The organism is Streptomyces sp. YS415 (assembly GCF_023544665.1).
In the GTDB taxonomy this organism is placed as follows: domain Bacteria; phylum Actinomycetota; class Actinomycetes; order Streptomycetales; family Streptomycetaceae; genus Streptomyces.
Map to the genome: position 1 here is coordinate 118,616 of NZ_JAMJFL010000002.1, position 17,655 is coordinate 136,270.

At 69.4% G+C, this 17,655-nt stretch carries 17 protein-coding genes; 14 read left to right on the forward strand and 3 right to left on the reverse strand.

The features are described from left to right. Positions 1–9: 9 nt before the first annotated feature. Positions 10–705, forward strand: coding sequence for a demethylmenaquinone methyltransferase (locus M8H82_RS03510; RefSeq protein WP_250070869.1), 696 nt, complete (start codon positions 10–12; stop codon positions 703–705). A 72-nt stretch (positions 706–777) separates the two neighbouring features. Here the strand turns inward: M8H82_RS03510 and M8H82_RS03515 are convergent, their stop codons facing one another. Both M8H82_RS03515 and M8H82_RS03520 read right to left on the reverse strand, forming a co-directional pair. Then, complete coding sequence (locus M8H82_RS03515) at positions 778–1,101, reverse strand: PASTA domain-containing protein (RefSeq protein ID WP_250070870.1); 324 nt, start codon at positions 1,099–1,101, stop codon at positions 778–780. Positions 1,102–1,234: 133 nt separating this feature from the next. Further along, entirely contained in the window at positions 1,235–1,756 is a 522-nt protein-coding gene (locus M8H82_RS03520) for a GNAT family N-acetyltransferase (protein WP_250070871.1), read from the reverse strand. 98 nt (positions 1,757–1,854) lie between these two features. Here M8H82_RS03520 and M8H82_RS03525 point away from each other — a divergent pair, with 98 nt between their 5' ends. Then, the gene (locus M8H82_RS03525) at positions 1,855–3,144 is read left to right on the forward strand and encodes a geranylgeranyl reductase family protein (protein ID WP_250070872.1); all 1,290 of its coding nucleotides are present in this window, start codon (positions 1,855–1,857) and stop codon (positions 3,142–3,144) included. Positions 3,145–3,309: 165 nt separating this feature from the next. On the opposite strand, the gene M8H82_RS03530 is transcribed toward M8H82_RS03525, so the two are convergent. Then, a complete protein-coding gene (locus M8H82_RS03530) occupies positions 3,310–4,152 on the reverse strand; it encodes a C40 family peptidase (RefSeq protein ID WP_250070873.1) in 843 nt (280 codons plus the stop codon). A gap of 718 nt (positions 4,153–4,870) precedes the next feature. On the opposite strand from M8H82_RS03530, the gene M8H82_RS03535 reads away from it, so the two are divergent. From M8H82_RS03535 to nuoL, 12 genes are read left to right on the forward strand one after another with little or no spacing between them, the layout of a single operon-like run. Then, positions 4,871–5,230 carry an NADH-quinone oxidoreductase subunit A gene (locus tag M8H82_RS03535; protein ID WP_003974383.1) on the forward strand — a complete coding sequence of 120 codons (360 nt, stop codon included), beginning with the start codon at positions 4,871–4,873 and terminating at the stop codon, positions 5,228–5,230. Positions 5,231–5,244: 14 nt separating this feature from the next. Further along, a complete protein-coding gene (locus tag M8H82_RS03540; protein ID WP_003998928.1) occupies positions 5,245–5,799 on the forward strand; it encodes an NADH-quinone oxidoreductase subunit B family protein in 555 nt (184 codons plus the stop codon). Next, positions 5,796–6,533, forward strand: a complete 738-nt coding sequence (locus M8H82_RS03545) for an NADH-quinone oxidoreductase subunit C (RefSeq protein ID WP_250070874.1) — start codon at positions 5,796–5,798, stop codon at positions 6,531–6,533. Before M8H82_RS03540 ends, M8H82_RS03545 begins: the two co-directional genes overlap by 4 nt. Beyond that, a complete protein-coding gene (locus M8H82_RS03550) occupies positions 6,530–7,852 on the forward strand; it encodes an NADH-quinone oxidoreductase subunit D (RefSeq protein WP_250070875.1) in 1,323 nt (440 codons plus the stop codon). The genes M8H82_RS03545 and M8H82_RS03550 overlap by 4 nt, the downstream gene beginning before the upstream one ends. Then, on the forward strand, positions 7,849–8,721 hold the full coding sequence (nuoE, locus tag M8H82_RS03555; RefSeq protein ID WP_250070876.1) for an NADH-quinone oxidoreductase subunit NuoE: 873 nt from the start codon (positions 7,849–7,851) through the stop codon (positions 8,719–8,721). Before M8H82_RS03550 ends, nuoE begins: the two co-directional genes overlap by 4 nt. After that, positions 8,721–10,070 carry an NADH-quinone oxidoreductase subunit NuoF gene (gene nuoF / locus M8H82_RS03560; RefSeq protein WP_284048460.1) on the forward strand — a complete coding sequence of 450 codons (1,350 nt, stop codon included), beginning with the start codon at positions 8,721–8,723 and terminating at the stop codon, positions 10,068–10,070. Before nuoE ends, nuoF begins: the two co-directional genes overlap by 1 nt. After that, entirely contained in the window at positions 10,067–12,571 is a 2,505-nt protein-coding gene (locus tag M8H82_RS03565; protein WP_250070878.1) for an NADH-quinone oxidoreductase subunit G, read from the forward strand. The genes nuoF and M8H82_RS03565 overlap by 4 nt, the downstream gene beginning before the upstream one ends. Next, positions 12,568–13,929 carry an NADH-quinone oxidoreductase subunit NuoH gene (gene nuoH, locus M8H82_RS03570; RefSeq protein ID WP_250070879.1) on the forward strand — a complete coding sequence of 454 codons (1,362 nt, stop codon included), beginning with the start codon at positions 12,568–12,570 and terminating at the stop codon, positions 13,927–13,929. The genes M8H82_RS03565 and nuoH overlap by 4 nt, the downstream gene beginning before the upstream one ends. Further along, a complete protein-coding gene (gene nuoI, locus M8H82_RS03575; RefSeq protein ID WP_250070880.1) occupies positions 13,922–14,563 on the forward strand; it encodes an NADH-quinone oxidoreductase subunit NuoI in 642 nt (213 codons plus the stop codon). The genes nuoH and nuoI overlap by 8 nt, the downstream gene beginning before the upstream one ends. Next, positions 14,560–15,378: an NADH-quinone oxidoreductase subunit J gene (locus M8H82_RS03580; protein WP_250070881.1), complete on the forward strand. Its 819-nt coding sequence runs from the start codon at positions 14,560–14,562 to the stop codon at positions 15,376–15,378. The genes nuoI and M8H82_RS03580 overlap by 4 nt, the downstream gene beginning before the upstream one ends. Then, entirely contained in the window at positions 15,375–15,674 is a 300-nt protein-coding gene (gene nuoK / locus M8H82_RS03585) for an NADH-quinone oxidoreductase subunit NuoK (RefSeq protein WP_250070882.1), read from the forward strand. The genes M8H82_RS03580 and nuoK overlap by 4 nt, the downstream gene beginning before the upstream one ends. Before the next feature lie 14 nt (positions 15,675–15,688). After that, positions 15,689–17,653: an NADH-quinone oxidoreductase subunit L gene (gene nuoL, locus M8H82_RS03590; protein WP_250070883.1), complete on the forward strand. Its 1,965-nt coding sequence runs from the start codon at positions 15,689–15,691 to the stop codon at positions 17,651–17,653. The last annotated feature ends 2 nt before the right edge of the window (positions 17,654–17,655 follow it).

The following is a 17,655-nucleotide window of genomic DNA, read 5'->3' on the forward strand; positions in this document are numbered from 1 at the left end:
AATGGGCGCGTGACCCGCGCTTCCCTGAACAAGCAGCCGCACGAAGTCGCCTCGATGTTCGACGACGTCGCGGAACGGTACGACCTGACGAACGACGTGCTCTCGCTCGGCCAGGACCGGGTGTGGCGCAAGGAGGTCGCCAGAGCGGTCGACGCCCGTCCCGCGCAGAAGGTCCTGGACCTGGCCGCCGGTACGGCGACCTCCTCCCTGCCCTTCGCCCGCACCGGCGCCTATGTCGTCCCCTGCGACTTCTCGCTCGGCATGCTCGAGGTCGGCAAGAGGAAGCACCCGTGGCTGCCGCTGACGGCGGGCGACGCGACACGGCTGCCCTTCAAGGACGACACCTTCGACGCCGTCACGATCTCCTTCGGTCTGCGCAACGTCCAGGACTTCGACGCCGCCCTGCGCGAGATGTACCGGGTGACCAGGCCCGGCGGCCGGGTCGTCATCTGCGAGTTCTCGCACCCGACCTGGGCGCCCTTCCGGACCGTCTACACCGAGTACCTGATGCGGGCCCTGCCGCCGGTCGCCCGCGCGGTCTCCTCCAACCCCGACGCGTACGTCTACCTCGCGGAGTCCATCCGCGCCTGGCCCGACCAGCCCGCCCTCGCCGAGCGGCTGCGGAAGGCCGGCTGGTCGAAGGTGGCCTGGCGGAACCTGACCGGCGGGGTGGTCGCCCTGCACCGGGGCTTCAAGGAGAGCTGACGGACCGCCGGGGCTTCAAGGAGAGCTGAGCCCCGCCGCGGGGGCGGAGAGGGAGTCGAGGCCCGCCGCGGCTCAGGCGAACCCGGGTGCCGGGGCGTAGGAATGCCCGGTCGGCTCGTCCAGCTCCCGCTGTGTCCCCCCGCCCGGCGGACGCGGCGCTCTCGGCTCGCGCACCCCGGAACCTCCGCCGCCCTCGCCCTCCCCGAACTCGAACCAGACGGTGACCACGGCCCCGCGCGGCACCTCGACGCCGGGCGCCGGGTACTGCCGTACGACGTAGTCCACGACGGCGAGTCGGAGGTCGGGGCGGTCGGGGGAGGCGATCAGCACGCCGCGTGCCTCGGCCGACCTGCGCGCGTCCACGGCCATCAGACCGACGAGGCGCGGTACGCGCACTTCGGTTGTCTTGGGCGGTATGTACACAGACGTCACCCCCAGCGGTACCGGCAGAGTAACCCCCGCCGGGTGCCGCCCGGAAGCATTAAGTGTCTTTCTGTGACAGTCAGTTACCGTGGGTAACAAAACTGCGTCATGCTGCTCCGCTTGTCAGGTCCAAGCGGTAGCAGTGCCCCTGTCGATCGCTCGTCGGCGTACGGAACACCTCCGCCAGCCGCATCCCGAGCCGCCGGGTCACCGCGATCGAGCGCTCGTTGCGGGCGTCGACCATCGCCACCACGCCCGGCACACCCGCCGTCCGCACCCGTTCCAGCGTCAGCCGCGCCGCCGCGGTGACGTACCCCCTGCCCCAGTGCGCCCGCGCCAGCCGCCAGCCGATCTCGATCTCGCCGGTGGGCCCCCACTCCCGCTCCCAGGGCTGGGCGCCGGTGAAGCCGATGACCCGGTCGGAGTCGTCCAGCACCGACCACAGGCAGAACCCGCGCTCGGCGTCGTGCCGGCGCTGGCGGGCGGTGAGCTCCTCGTAGACCGACAGACCGGCGGACCTGCCGCCGTGGAACTCCATGACGTCCGGGTCGTCGAAGAGCCGGTGCCAGGCGACCGCGTCCTCGTCGGTGGGGACGCGCAGTCGTACTGCGGGGAGAGCTCGGTTCACGGGGGCAACCCTTCGGCCGGGTGATCGCTGCTGCTGAATAGACTGCCCATGTCCTGTGCCGGTCGGCACGCAGATTTCGAACTTGGGGAGATCCCGCCGTGACCGAGCCCCTCCTCTCCGACAACACCGCTGATGTGATCGTCGTGGGCGCGGGGCCAGCCGGCTCCACGACCGCGTACCACCTGGCCAAGGCCGGACTCGACGTGCTCCTGCTGGAGAAGACCGAGTTCCCGCGGGAGAAGGTCTGCGGTGACGGCCTGACCCCGCGCGCGGTCAAGCAACTCGTGGCGATGGGCATCGACATCTCCGAGGAGGCCGGCTGGCTGCGCAACCAGGGCCTGAGGATCATCGGCGGCGGGGTCCGGCTCCAGCTCGACTGGCCCGAACTCGCCTCCTTCCCCGACTACGGCCTGGTCCGCAAGCGCGACGACTTCGACGAGCAGCTCGCCCGCCAGGCCCAGAAGGCCGGTGCCCGGCTGTACGAGCGCTGCAACGTCGGCGCTCCGATCGTCGACGACCGCACCGGCCGGATCACCGGCGTGCACGCCAAGCTCGGCGAGGAGAAGCGCGAGGTCGCCTTCCATGCGCCGCTCGTGGTCGCCGCCGACGGCAACTCCACGCGCCTGTCCCTGGCGATGGGCCTGCACCGCCGCGAGGACCGCCCGATGGGCGTCGCGGTCCGGACGTACTTCGAGTCCCCGCGCCACGACGACGACTACCTGGAGTCCTGGCTCGAACTGTGGGACCGGCGCGGCCCGGGCGAGGACCGGCTGCTGCCCGGCTACGGCTGGATCTTCGGCATGGGCGACGGCACCTCCAACGTCGGCCTGGGCGTGCTCAACACCTCCGACTCCTTCAAGGAGCTGGACTGGCGCGAGGTGCTGAAGGCGTGGTGCGCGTCGATGCCGGAGGAGTGGGGTTACACCCCGGAGCACATGACCGGCCCGATCCGCGGCGCCGCGCTCCCGATGGCCTTCAACCGCCAGCCCCACTACACCAAGGGCCTGCTGCTGGTCGGCGACGCCGGCGGCCTGGTGAACCCCTTCAACGGCGAAGGCATCGCCTACGCCATGGAGTCCGGCCAGATCGCCGCCGACGTCATCGTGCAGGCCCACGCGCGCCAGACCCCCGCGGGCCGCGAGATGGCCCTCCAGCGCTACCCGCGGGTGCTCAAGGACACCTACGGCGGCTACTACACGCTGGGCCGCGCCTTCGTGAAGCTCATCGGCAACCCGAAGGTCATGAAGATCGCCGCCCAGCGCGGTCTGACGCACCCGCTGCTGATGAAGTTCACCCTCAAGATGCTCGCCAACCTCACCGACCCGACGGGCGGCGACGCGATGGACCGCATCATCAACGGCCTGAGCAAGGTGGCCCCGAAGGCCTGACCGGCCGTACAACGCCCGAACGCCGCGGCCGGGGCGGAGGAGTCCATCCTCCGCCCCGGCCGTCCCACACCGTCGCCCTGGCCCGCCAGGAATGCCGGACGGGGCCGCTGCCCCCGAGCGGCTGCGGCCCCGTCCGTACTGTTGTGCCCCTTTTCGGACTGTGCGTCAGAGTACGCGCACCGCACCCGAGGCGGGATAGCCGGAAAGGTCCTGAATGACCACGCCCTTGGACGGGTTGGCCGCGTCCAGGTACTGGCCGTCGCCGATGTACACACCCACGTGGTACGCCGAGCCCTTGCCGCCCCAGTAGAGGATGTCCCCGACCTGGAGGCTGGACAGGGAGACGTCCGTGCCGACCATCGACTGGTCCTGGGAGACGCGGGGGAGGTCCACGCCGACCTGCTTGAAGGCGGCCTGCACCAGGGAGGAGCAGTCCCACGCGTTCGGGCCGGTGGCGCCCATGACGTAGGCGTCGCCGAGCTGCGCCTTGAGGAAGGCGATGACCGTGCCGACGCTGCCGCTCGCGGGGACCGAGGCGGTGGCGGTGGCCGTGGCGGTGGTGCTGGTGGCGGCGAGCGTGGTCCGCTCGGCGCTGCGTGCGGCACGCTCCGCGGCGGCCTCACGGGCCGCCTCGGCGGCCTTCTTCTTGGCCTCCGCCTTCTTCTTGGCCTCCGCGAGGTCGGCCTTGGCCTCCTTCGCGGCCGCCGCGGCGGCCGCGTCGCGCTCGGCCTGCAGCTCGTAACCGGCTGCGGCCTGCTGCGTGACGTCCGCGGACTCGGCGACCTGAGCGGCCAGGTCGGCCGTCAGGGTGGGCAGTTCGATGGTCTGCGTGACCGGCTCGGCGGCGCTCGCCGAGGCCGACGCACCCGCCGCTGCCATGCTGAGGACGCCACCGGCAACTCCGGCGCGCATCGCGAGGGTCGTCGACCCGGAGCGGCGGGGTTTCCGGTGGCTGCGTATGTGAGCGGTGTGGGACATGAGAACAACCGGTATCAGGGGCTCCTCCATACCTTCAAGAAACGTGGGCTGCGCCACAGTTGTTCAATCGACCCCCCGAAAACCTCTCCTGACGCCCTTTATTGACGCCGTAACGGACATTGCGGGCGCGAGCCAACCCGCCCGTGATCACGGCCTTTCATCGGTTCGCCCGAATTGCCCCGCGCCTACCACTGGTTGGGACAGGTGGCCAACCCCGCTTCTCATCCGCCTCTCATGGATGTGGCGGAGGTCACGCAACGGTTACAGCGACGGGGGCGTCCCGCGCGCACCGGACCGGGTCTCGACGCTCGTGAACGCGTGCACGCGTCCACACCTCGCCCCGCACCTCCCCCTGATGTGTGAACGCGGTCCTCTACCAGGACCCCGGGTCCATCTCCAATTTGCATGCAAGGGAAGTCTCTTGATATTGAGACGACCCCTCCGAGCTGCGCCGACGAGCGGAAATGTCACCTCAGGTGATCACTTGCATGCCTCGCGTACGAAGATCACCACTCATCCGACTTCATGATCCTTCGTCAGGTGGTGGAGATCACAAAGCTTCTGCAATACCCCGTGTCGCAGATCACAGAGCGGCAGGCATAAGATGCGAGGCAGTTGGGCTTGTGACCTGCTTCACATGTTCTCGATCTTCGCCGGGACGAGCGTGGTTCGAGGGACCGGTGGGACACCAGTGGCGAGTCCGACGCAACCGCCAGCAGTCAGTGCCGACTGAGAGGAGCGAGGAGCGGTGAACGCGTATGCGCCCATCCTCGTACTGGGAGCCCTCGGGGCAGGCTTTGCGATCTTCTCCGTGGTCATGGCCACGCTGATCGGTCCGAAGCGGTACAACCGGGCCAAGCTCGAGGCGTACGAGTGCGGAATCGAGCCGACCCCCACGCCGGCCGGCGGCGGGCGTTTCCCGATCAAGTACTACCTGACGGCGATGCTCTTCATCATCTTCGATATCGAGATCGTCTTCCTCTACCCCTGGGCCGTCACCTTCGACGCCCTGGGGATTTTCGGGCTCGTGGAGATGCTGCTCTTCGTGCTCACCGTCTTCGTCGCGTACGCGTACGTATGGCGGCGCGGCGGCCTGGAATGGGACTGAGGGGCCTTTAACTCATGGGACTCGAAGAAAAACTGCCGAGCGGCTTTCTGCTGACCACCGTCGAGCAGGCCGCGGGCTGGGTGCGCAAGGCGTCCGTCTTCCCGGCCACCTTCGGCCTCGCCTGCTGTGCCATCGAGATGATGACCACCGGCGCCGGCCGCTACGACCTGGCGCGCTTCGGCATGGAGGTCTTCCGCGGCTCACCGCGGCAGGCCGACCTCATGATCGTCGCCGGCCGGGTCAGCCAGAAGATGGCGCCGGTGCTCAGGCAGGTCTACGACCAGATGCCGAACCCCAAGTGGGTGATCTCCATGGGGGTCTGCGCCTCCTCGGGCGGCATGTTCAACAACTACGCCATCGTCCAGGGCGTCGACCACATCGTCCCGGTCGACATCTATCTGCCCGGCTGCCCGCCCCGGCCCGAGATGCTGATGGACGCGATCCTCAAGCTCCACCAGAAGATCCAGACCTCCAAGCTCGGCGTGAACGCCGAGGAAGCGGCCCGCGAGGCCGAGGAAGCCGCGCTCAAGGCGCTCCCCACCATCGAGATGAAGGGGCTGCTGCGATGAGCGACACGAACAACGGCGTCAACCCCGAGAAGGACCTCGGCGCCGAGAACCTCCCCGGCCAGCGGGGCGAGGGCGGCGAGGAGATCCGCGTCCAGCGCGGCATGTTCGGCGCCAACAACGGCGGCGACACCTCCGGTTACGGCGGCCTGGTCCGCTCGGTCCGGCTCCCGGGACCGGCGGGCCGCCCCTACGGGGGCTGGTTCGACGAGGTCGCCGACGAACTCGAGGGCGCGCTGGAGGAGCAGGGCCTGCTGCCCGAGAACGCCATCGAGAAGACGGTCGTCGACCGCGACGAGCTCACCTTCCACATCGAGCGCGAGCATCTGCTCCGCGTCGCCCGCACCCTGCGCGACGACCCGGCCCTGCGCTTCGAGCTGTGCACCGGCGTGAGCGGCGTCCACTACCCGCACGACAAGGGCCGCGAGCTGCACGCCGTCTACCACCTGCGCTCGATCACCCACAACCGGCTGATCCGCCTCGAGGTCAGCGCCCCCGACAGCGACCGCCGCGTCCCCTCGCTGGTCTCCGTCTACCCGACCAACGACTGGCACGAGCGCGAGACCTACGACTTCTTCGGTCTCGTCTTCGAAGGCCACCCGGCCCTGACGCGGATCATGATGCCGGACGACTGGCAGGGCCACCCGCAGCGCAAGGACTACCCCCTCGGCGGCATCCCCGTCGAGTACAAGGGCGCCCAGATCCCGGCTCCGGACCAGCGGAGGTCGTACTCGTGAGCACTTCCCACGCTTCCCCCCGCGAGACCACCGAGGGCACCGTCTACACGGTCACCGGTGGCGACTGGGACGAGGTCGTGCAGTCCGCGGCCCGCGCCGACGACGAGCGCATCGTCGTCAACATGGGCCCCCAGCACCCCTCCACCCACGGCGTGCTCCGGCTGATCCTGGAGATCGAGGGCGAGACGGTCACCGAGGCCCGCTGCGGCATCGGCTACCTGCACACCGGCATCGAGAAGAACCTCGAGTTCCGCACGTGGACGCAGGGCACCACGTTCGTGACGCGCATGGACTACCTGACGTCCTTCTTCAACGAGACCGGCTACTGCCTCGCCGTCGAGAAGCTCCTCGGCATCGAGGACCAGATCCCCGACCGGGCCACCCTGATCCGGGTGCTCCTGATGGAGCTCAACCGGCTCTCCTCGCATCTGGTGTGCATCGCCACCGGCGGCATGGAACTCGGCGCCACCACGATCATGATCTACGGATTCCGTGATCGTGAAATGATTCTCGACATCTACGAGCTCATCACGGGCCTGCGGATGAACCACGCGTACATCCGCCCCGGCGGACTCGCCCAGGACCTGCCGCCCGGCGCGGTGGACCAGATCCGCGAGTTCGTGAAGAAGATGAAGAAGAACCTCCCGGAGTACGACAAGCTCGCCACCGGGAACCCCATCTTCAAGGCCCGTATGCAGGACGTCGGCTATCTCGACCTGGCCGGCTGCATGGCCCTCGGCGCCACCGGCCCCATCCTGCGCTCCACCGGCCTGCCGCACGACCTGCGCAAGGCCCAGCCCTACTGCGGCTACGAGACCTTCGACTTCGACGTCCCGACCGCCGACACCTGCGACTCCTACGGCCGCTTCCTGATCCGCCTGGAGGAGATGCGCCAGTCGCTCAGGATCGTCGAGCAGTGCCTGGACCGGCTGCAGCCCGGGCCGGTCATGGTCGCCGACAAGAAGATCGCCTGGCCCGCCCAGCTCGCCCTCGGGCCGGACGGCCTCGGCAACTCCCTCGACCACATCAAGAAAATCATGGGCACCTCCATGGAGGCCCTGATCCACCACTTCAAGCTGGTCACCGAGGGCTTCCGCGTGCCGCCGGGACAGGCGTACGCGGCCGTCGAGTCGCCCAAGGGCGAGCTCGGGGTGCATGCCGTATCCGACGGCGGCACCCGCCCCTACCGGGTCCACTTCCGTGACCCGTCCTTCACCAACCTTCAGGCCATGGCAGCGATGTGCGAGGGCGGCCAGGTCGCCGACGTCATCGTCGCCGTCGCGTCCATCGACCCCGTGATGGGAGGCGTCGACCGGTGACCACCAGTTCTTCGGAGCAGGGCGTCAGCCTGGGCATGCCCGAACTGCCCGCGCCCGGCTACCCGGACGACGTTCGAGCCCGGCTGGAGCGGGACGCGCGCGAGATCATCGCGCGCTACCCCGACTCCCGGTCCGCGCTCCTTCCGCTGCTGCACCTGGTGCAGTCGGAGGAAGGCCATGTCACGCGGACCGGGATGCGGTTCTGCGCGGACATGCTGCAGCTGACCACGGCCGAGGTCACCGCGGTGGCCACCTTCTACACCATGTACCGGCGCCGCCCGAGCGGTGACTACCAGGTCGGGGTGTGCACCAACACGCTGTGCGCGGTGATGGGCGGTGACGCGATCTTCGAGGCGCTCCAGGAGCACCTCGGCGTCGGCAACGGCGAGACCACCGACGACGGCAAGGTCACCCTGGAGCACATCGAGTGCAACGCGGCCTGCGACTACGCCCCGGTCGTGATGGTCAACTGGGAGTTCTTCGACAACCAGACCGTGCAGAGCGCCAAGCGCATGGTGGACGACCTGCGCGCCGGAGCACCGGTTTCCCCCACCCGCGGGGCGCCGCTGTGCACCTTCAAGGAGACGGCCCGGATCCTGGCGGGCTTCCCCGACGAGCGGGAAGGGGCGGTCGAGGCCGGCGGAAGCGCGGGACCCGCTTCACTGATCGGTCTCAAGCTGGCCAAGGGAGAGACCGCCCCCGCGCGCGTGGTCCACCCGCGCGACGGCGGACCTCACCAGGAGCCGCAGGACAGGGCCGTGCACGAGCCCTCCCCGACACAGCACTTGAGCTCACACGACGCGCCGCAGGACACATCGGCCTCCGACCCGGCCCACCCGGCCGGGCCTGCCGCCGAGGAGGGGGAGTGATGACCTTGGCACCCGAGCTGAAAGACACCGGCCCCGAGAAGCTGCTCGCACCCGTGCTGTCGGCCTTCTGGGACGAGGACGGGTCCTGGACGCTGGACGTCTACCGACGGCACGACGGATACGAGGGGCTCCGCAAGGCGCTCGCCATGTCGCCGGACGACCTCATCGCCTATGTGAAGGACTCCGGCCTGCGCGGACGCGGCGGCGCGGGCTTCCCCACCGGAATGAAGTGGCAGTTCATTCCCCAGGGAGACGGAAAGCCGCACTATCTTGTTGTCAACGCCGACGAGTCGGAGCCCGGGACCTGCAAGGACATCCCGCTCCTCTTCGCGAACCCGCACAGCCTCATCGAGGGCATCGTCATCGCCTGTTATGCCATCAGGTCGTCCCACGCCTTCATCTACCTGCGGGGTGAAGTCGTCCCCGTGCTGCGGCGGTTGCACTCGGCCGTGAGCGAGGCCTATGCGGCCGGCTACCTCGGCAAGAACATCCTCGGCAGCGGCCTCGATCTCGAACTCACCGTGCACGCCGGCGCCGGGGCGTACATCTGCGGTGAGGAGACCGCACTGCTCGACTCGCTCGAAGGCCGCCGTGGACAACCGCGGCTCCGTCCCCCCTTCCCTGCGGTGGCGGGCCTCTATGCCTGCCCCACTGTCGTGAACAACGTCGAGTCGATCGCCTCGGTTCCCGCGATCCTGCACAAGGGCAAGGACTGGTTCAGGTCGATGGGCAGCGAGAAGTCCCCGGGCTTCACGCTGTACTCGCTCAGCGGCCATGTCGCGAGCCCCGGCCAGTACGAGGCCCCGCTCGGCATCACCCTGCGCCAGCTGCTGGACATGAGCGGCGGCATGCGGCCCGGCCACCGGCTGAAGTTCTGGACGCCGGGCGGCTCCTCCACGCCCATGTTCACCGACGAGCACCTCGACGTCCCGCTCGACTACGAGGGAGTGGGCGCCGCCGGGTCGATGCTCGGCACCAAGGCGCTCCAATGCTTCGACGAGACGACCTGCGTCGTACGGGCCGTCACCCGCTGGACCGAGTTCTACGCCCACGAGTCCTGCGGCAAGTGCACGCCCTGCCGCGAGGGCACCTACTGGCTCGTGCAGCTGCTGCGCGACATCGAGGCCGGCAAGGGCGTGATGAGCGACCTCGACAAGCTGAACGACATCGCCGACAACATCAACGGCAAGTCCTTCTGCGCCCTCGGCGACGGTGCCGCCTCGCCGATCTTCTCTTCGCTCAAGTACTTCCGCGAGGAGTACGAGCAGCACATCACGGGCCGCGGCTGCCCCTTCGACCCGGCCAAGTCGACGGTCTGGGCCGACCACCGTACGGAGGTGAACGCATGACTGTGACCACGAGCGCTCCCTCCGGAGGGGGAGAGGCGGCGGTGCCGCCGGAAGACCTCGTCTCGCTGACCATCGACGGCGTGGAGATCAGCGTGCCCAAGGGCACCCTGGTCATCCGGGCCGCCGAACAGCTCGGCATCGAGATCCCCCGCTTCTGCGACCACCCGCTCCTCGACCCGGCCGGCGCCTGCCGCCAGTGCATCGTCGAGGTCGAGGGCCAGCGCAAGCCGATGGCGTCCTGCACCATCACCTGCACCGACGGCATGGTGGTGAAGACGCATCTGACCTCGCCGGTCGCCGAGAAGGCCCAGCACGGTGTGATGGAGCTGCTCCTCATCAACCACCCGCTGGACTGCCCGGTCTGCGACAAGGGCGGCGAGTGCCCGCTGCAGAACCAGGCCATGTCGCACGGCCAGTCCGAGTCCCGCTTCGAGGGACGCAAGCGGACCTACGAGAAGCCCGTGCCGATCTCCACACAGGTGCTGCTCGACCGCGAGCGGTGCGTGCTGTGCGCCCGCTGCACCCGCTTCTCCAACCAGATCGCGGGCGACCCGATGATCGAGCTGGTCGAGCGGGGCGCCCTCCAGCAGGTCGGCACCGGCGAGGGCGACCCCTTCGAGTCGTACTTCTCCGGCAACACGATCCAGATCTGCCCGGTCGGAGCGCTCACCTCGGCCGCGTACCGCTTCCGCTCCCGCCCCTTCGACCTGGTGTCCTCGCCGAGCGTCTGCGAGCACTGCTCGGGCGGCTGTGCCACGCGCACGGACCACCGGCGCGGCAAGGTCATGCGCAAGCTCGCGGCCGACGACCCCGAGGTCAACGAGGAGTGGATCTGCGACAAGGGGCGGTTCGCCTTCCGGTACGCGCAGCAGCGGGACCGTCTCGAGACGCCGCTGGTGCGCAATCCCGAGGGCGAACTGGTGCCGGCGTCCTGGCCGGAGGCCCTCCAGATCGCGGCCCAGGGGCTGCTCGCCTCGCGCGGGCGGGCCGGTGTCCTGACCGGCGGCCGCCTCACCATCGAGGACGCCTACGCGTACAGCAAGTTCACGCGCGTGGCGCTCGATTCCAACGACATCGACTTCCGGGCGCGGGTGCACAGCGGCGAGGAGGCCGACTTCCTGGCTGCCCAGGTCGCCGGACGCGGCCGTGACCTCGACGGGACGGGCGTCACCTACACCCTCCTGGAGAAGGCGCCCGCGGTCCTGCTCGCCGGGTTCGAGGCGGAGGAGGAGGCGCCCGGGATCTTCCTGCGGCTGCGCAAGGCCTGGCGCAAGCACGGCCAGAAGGTGTTCTCGCTCGCCACACACGGCACCCGCGGCCTGGAGAAGGCCGGCGGCGTCCTGCTGCCCGCCGCTCCCGGCACCGAGACCGAGTGGCTGGACGCCCTCGCGAGCGGGGCCGGGCTGGAGGGCGACGGCGCCGCCGCCTCCGAGGCGCTGCGCACCGAGGGCGCCGTGATCGTCGTAGGGGAGCGGCTGGCCGGTGTGGAGGGCGGGCTCACCGCCGCCGTGCGTGCCGCGTCCGCGACCGGCGCGCAGCTGGTGTGGATCCCGCGCCGGGCCGGTGAGCGCGGCGCCGTCGAGGCCGGCGCGCTGCCGTCGCTGCTGCCGGGCGGCCGTCCGGCCACCGACCCCCGCGCGCGTGAGGAGGTCGCCGCGGCCTGGGGCGTGGCCGAACTCCCGCACCGCTACGGGCGCGACACCAGCCAGATCGTGGAGGCCGCCGCCACCGGCGAACTCCAGGCCCTGGTGGTCGCCGGAGTCGAGATCGCCGACCTGCCCGACCCGGCACGCGCACGCGTGGCGCTCGCCGAGGCCGGGTTCCTGGTCTCGCTGGAGCTGCGGCCGAGCGAGGTCACCGAACTCGCCGACGTGGTCCTGCCGGTCGCCGCCGTCCCCGAGAAGGCGGGCACCTTCCTCAACTGGGAAGGCAGGGTGCGCTTCTTCGAGGCCGCGCTCAAGCCCGACCAGATGATCCGCCGCCTGCCCCCGACCGACGCCCGCGTCCTGCAGATGCTGGCCGACGCCATGGACGTCCACCTGGGCCTGCCGGACCTGCGCACCGCACGCGCGGAACTGGACCGGCTGGGCGCCTGGGACGGGCCCCGCGCCACCCAGCCCCGGGAGATCGCGGCCACGTTGCCGCGGCCGGCCGCCGGGGAAGCGGTGCTGGCCGGACACCGGCTGCTGCTCGACCAGGGACGCCTCCAGGACGGTGACGAGGCGCTCGCCGGGACCCGGCACGCCGCCCACGCGCGCGTGTCGGCCGCCACGGCCGCCGAAGCGGGCGTGAAGGAGGGCGACCTCCTCGCGGTGACCGGCACCGCCGGGACGGTCCGGCTCCCGCTGAGGATCACCGCGATGCCCGACCGGGTGGTCTGGCTGCCGCTGAACTCCACCGGGGGCGGCGTCGCCTCCGACACCGGGGCGCGGCCCGGCTCCCTCGTCCGCATCGGCCCGGCGACCCTCGCCACCGGGGCCCCCAAGGAGGTGGAGGCATGAGCTTGTACCTCGCCGCTGAAGACCTCTCGATGTTCGGCCGCGACCCGTGGTGGCTGGTCGTCGTCAAGGCGGTGTTCTGCTTCGCCTTCCTGATGGTGACGGTGCTGTTCTCCATCGTGTGGGAGCGCAAGGTCGTCGCCTGGATGCAGCTGCGCATCGGACCCAACCGGCACGGCCCCTGGGGCATGCTCCAGTCGCTCGCCGACGGCATCAAGCTGATGCTGAAGGAAGACGTCATCGTCAAACGCGCGGACAAGGTGGTCTACGTCCTCGCGCCGATCGTCGCGGCCATCCCGGCCTTCATGGCGATCGCGGTGATCCCCTTCGGCCCGGCCGGGAACGAGATCTCGATCTTCGGCGAGCGCACCACAATGCAGCTCACCGACCTGCCGATCGCGATGCTCTACATCCTCGCGGTCGCCTCGGTCGGCATCTACGGCATCGTGCTGGCGGGCTGGAGCTCCGGATCCACCTATCCGCTCCTCGGCGGCCTGCGCTCCTGCGCGCAGATGATCTCCTACGAGATCGCCATGGGCGCCGCCTTCGCCTCGGTGTTCCTCTACTCGGGGTCGATGTCGACGTCCACGATCGTCGAGGCGCAGCAGGACCGCTGGTACATCGTCCTGCTGCCGGTCTCCTTCCTGATCTACATCGTCACGATGGTCGGCGAGACCAACCGCGCCCCCTTCGACATGCCGGAGTCCGAGGGCGACCTGGTCGGCGGCTTCAACACCGAGTACTCCTCGATCAAGTTCGCGATGTTCATGCTCGCCGAGTACGTGAACATGGTGACGGTCTCGGCGGTGTCGGTGACGCTCTTCCTCGGCGGGTGGCGGGCCCCCTGGCCGGTCTCCACCTTCTGGGAGGGGGCCAACCACGGCTGGTGGCCGCTGCTCTGGTTCGTGATCAAGGTGCAGTTGCTGCTCTTCTTCTTCATCTGGCTGCGCGGCACCCTGCCCCGCGTCCGCTACGACCAGCTGATGAAGCTCGGCTGGAAGGTCCTGATCCCGGTCTCCGTGGTCTGGCTGATGCTCGTCGCGACGGTACGGACCCTGCGCAATGAGAACTACGACTTCGCCGACATCGCCCTCTACGTCGGCGGCGGCGTCCTGGTGCTCCTGCTGCTCTCCTTCGTCGCGGACATGTTCCGCGGCAAGCCCAAGGAGGAGGAGCCGGCCGCCCCGGCCGCCGGATTCGACGCGATGGCGGGCGGATTCCCCGTGCCACCGCTGCCCGGACAGGACCTGCCACCGGTTCCGCGACGCCGTTCGCGCCGGGAGCGGGAGCTGATTGTCAGTGGTGGGCCCGATACTCAGAGTGACGGATCTCTGGATGGAAAGGAGGCGTCCGATGGCTGAGGAGCCCAAGGAGACCAAGCCCGGTTTCCAGAACCCCGTGGCCGGCTTCGGTGTGACCTTCAAGGCCATGTTCAAGAAGCGGCTGACCGAGCAGTACCCGGAACAGCAGAAGACCACCGCTCCGCGGTTCCACGGACGGCACCAGCTCAACCGCCATCCGGACGGCCTGGAGAAGTGCGTCGGCTGCGAACTGTGCGCCTGGGCCTGCCCCGCCGACGCGATCTACGTCGAGGGCGCGGACAACACCGACGAGGAGCGCTACTCGCCGGGCGAGCGGTACGGCCGCGTCTACCAGATCAACTACGCCCGCTGCATCCTGTGCGGCCTGTGCATCGAGGCGTGCCCCACGCGCGCGCTCACGATGACGAACGAGTTCGAGCTGGCCGACTCCAGCCGCGCCAACCTCATCTACACCAAGGAGCAGCTGCTCGCCGGCCTCGAGGACGGCATGGTCGACTCGCCGCACGCCATCTACCCCGGCACGGACGAGCAGGACTACTACCGGGGCCTGGTGACGGAGGCCGCGCCGGGCACCACCCAGCAGGTCGCGCTCTCCAAGGGCGAGGTCCCGCAGGAGTCCGCCTCGACGTTCGGTGAGGACGAACCGGCGTCAGGGAAGGTGGTCGGCCGATGACCGCGCAGCTCGCCGCCTACTCCACCTCCACCGGCGAGGCCTTCCAGTTCTGGATCCTCGGCACGGTCGCGGTGATCGGCGCCCTGTGCACCGTCTTCATGAAGAAGGCCGTGCACAGCGCGCTCTGCCTGGCCGGCACCATGATCGTCCTGGCGGTGTTCTACCTCGCCAACGGCGCCTACTTCCTGGGCGTCGTGCAGATCGTCGTCTACACCGGCGCGATCATGATGCTGTTCCTGTTCGTGGTGATGCTGGTCGGCGTGACCGCCGCGGACTCCCTGCAGGAGACCATCAAGGGCCAGCGCTGGCTGGCCCTTCTGTGCGGCCTCGGCTTCGGAATCCTGCTGTTCGCCGGGATCGGCAACGCCTCCCTGACGGAGTTCAACGGCCTCGCCCAGGCGAACGCGGGCGGCAATGTGGAGGGCCTCGCCGCCCTGCTGTTCACCAAGTACGTCTTCGCCTTCGAGATCACCGGCGCCCTGCTCATCACGGCCGCCGTCGGCGCCATGGTGCTCACCCACCGCGAGCGCACCGAGCGGGCCAAAACGCAGCGCGAAATGGCCGAGCAGCGGGTGCGCGAGAACAAGCACGTGCCGCCGCTGCCGGCGCCCGGTGTGTACGCCCGGCACAACGCCGTGGACATCGCCGGTCTGCTGCCCGACGGCACCCCCTCGGAGCTCACCGTCAGCAAGACGCTGCGCGAGCGCGGCCAGATCCGCGATGTGTCCACCGAGGCGCTCAACGACCTCAAGGCCCTGGAACAGCGGGCCGAGGAGCGCCTGGAGCGCACGAACAGCGGGGAGGCGTTGAAGTGAACCCGGTCAACTACATCTACCTCGCGGCCCTGTTGTTCACGATCGGCGCCACCGGCGTACTGATCCGGCGCAACGCGATCGTGGTGTTCATGTGCGTCGAGCTGATGCTCAACGCCTGCAACCTCTCGCTCGTCGCCTTCTCCCGGATGCACGGCAACCTCGACGGCCAGATCCTCGCCTTCTTCACGATGGTCGTCGCCGCCGCGGAGGTCGTGGTCGGGCTCGCGATCATCGTGTCGCTGTTCCGTTCCCGCCACTCGGCCTCGGTCGACGACGCCAGCCTGATGAAGCTGTAAGGGGTCGCTGAATCGTGGAGAACCTGATTGCGCTGCTCATCGCGGCGCCCCTGCTCGGAGCGGCGGTCCTGCTGTGCGGCGGCCGGCGCCTGGACGCCGTCGGGCACTGGATCGGCACGCTCCTCGCGGCCGTGTCCTTCGTGTTCGGCGCGATCCTCTTCGTCGACCTGCTCGGCAAGGACGCCGACCACCGGACGATGACCCAGCACCTGTTCAGCTGGATCCCGGTGGAGGGCTTCCAGGCGGACGTCGCCTTCCGCCTCGACCAGCTGTCGATGACGTTCGTGCTGCTGATCACCGGTGTCGGCTCGCTGATCCACCTGTACTCGATCGGGTACATGGAGCACGACGAGCGGCGCCGCCGCTTCTTCGGCTACCTGAACCTGTTCCTCGCGGCGATGCTGCTGCTCGTCCTCGCCGACAACTACCTGCTGCTGTACGTCGGCTGGGAGGGCGTGGGCCTCGCCTCGTTCCTGCTGATCGGCTTCTGGCAGCACAAGCCCAGTGCCGCCACGGCCGCGAAGAAGGCGTTCCTGGTCAACCGCGTCGGCGACATGGGTCTGTCGATCGCGATCATGATCATGTTCACCACCTTCGGGACCTTCGCCTTCGGCCCGCTCCTCGGCACCCACGAGGAGCCCGGGCTGGTCGGCGAGACCTCCGAGGGCACGCTCACCGCCATCGCCCTGATGCTGCTGCTCGCGGCCTGCGGCAAGTCCGCCCAGGTGCCGCTGCAGTCCTGGCTCGGGGACGCGATGGAGGGCCCGACCCCGGTCTCGGCCCTGATCCACGCGGCGACGATGGTGACCGCGGGCGTCTACCTGATCGTCCGCTCCGGCGCGATCTTCAACGCCGCCCCCGACGCGCAGCTGGTCGTCACCATCGTCGGTGCCGTCACGCTCCTGTTCGGTGCGATCGTCGGTTGCGCGAAGGACGACATCAAGAAGGCGCTGGCCGGCTCGACCATGTCGCAGATCGGCTACATGGTCCTCGCCGCGGGCCTCGGCCCGATCGGCTACGTCTTCGCGATCATGCACCTGGTGACCCACGGCTTCTTCAAGGCCGGGCTCTTCCTCGGCGCCGGTTCGGTCATGCACGGCATGAACGACGAGGTCGACATGAGGAAGTACGGCGGCCTCAGGAAGTACATGCCGATCACCTTCATCACCTTCGGCCTCGGCTACCTCGCGATCATCGGCTTCCCGGGCCTGTCCGGCTTCTTCTCCAAGGACAAGATCATCGAGTCGGCGTTCGCCAAGGGCGGCACCGAGGGCTGGATCCTCGGCGCCTGTGCCCTGCTCGGTGCGGCGATCACGGCGTACTACATGACGCGCGTGATGCTGATGACGTTCTTCGGCGAGGAGCGCTGGCGGAACCGGCCCACCGCCTCCCCGGCCGCTCCCGGCGCGGAACCGGCCGCCGAGCACCACGGCGACCACGCCGAGCCGCATCCGCACGAGTCGCCCAGCTCCATGACGATCCCGATGATCGTGCTGGCGTTCGGGTCCGTCTTCGCGGGCGGCCTGTTCAGCGTCGGCGACCGCTTCGTGCACTGGCTGGAGCCGATCACCGGCCACAGCCACGGCGACTCGCCCCTCAGCGCGGCCACGGTCACGACGTCCACGGTGGTCGTGATGGTCATCGGTGTCACCGCCGCGTACCTGCAGTACGGCCGCCGCCCGGTCCCGGTCGTCGCCCCGCGCGGGTCGCTGCTCACCCGGGCCGCCCGGCGCGATCTGCTCCAGGACGACTTCAACCATGTCGTCCTCGTCCGCGGCGGCGAACACCTCACGCGCTCCCTGGTGTACGTCGACCACACCCTGGTCGACGGCGTCGTCAACGGCACGGCGGCCTCGGTCGGCGGCCTCTCCGGACGGCTGCGCAAACTCCAGAACGGCTTCGCGCGATCGTACGCGGTCTCGATGTTCGGCGGTGCGGCACTCCTCGTCGCCGCGACCCTGCTGATGAGGGCGGTCTGATA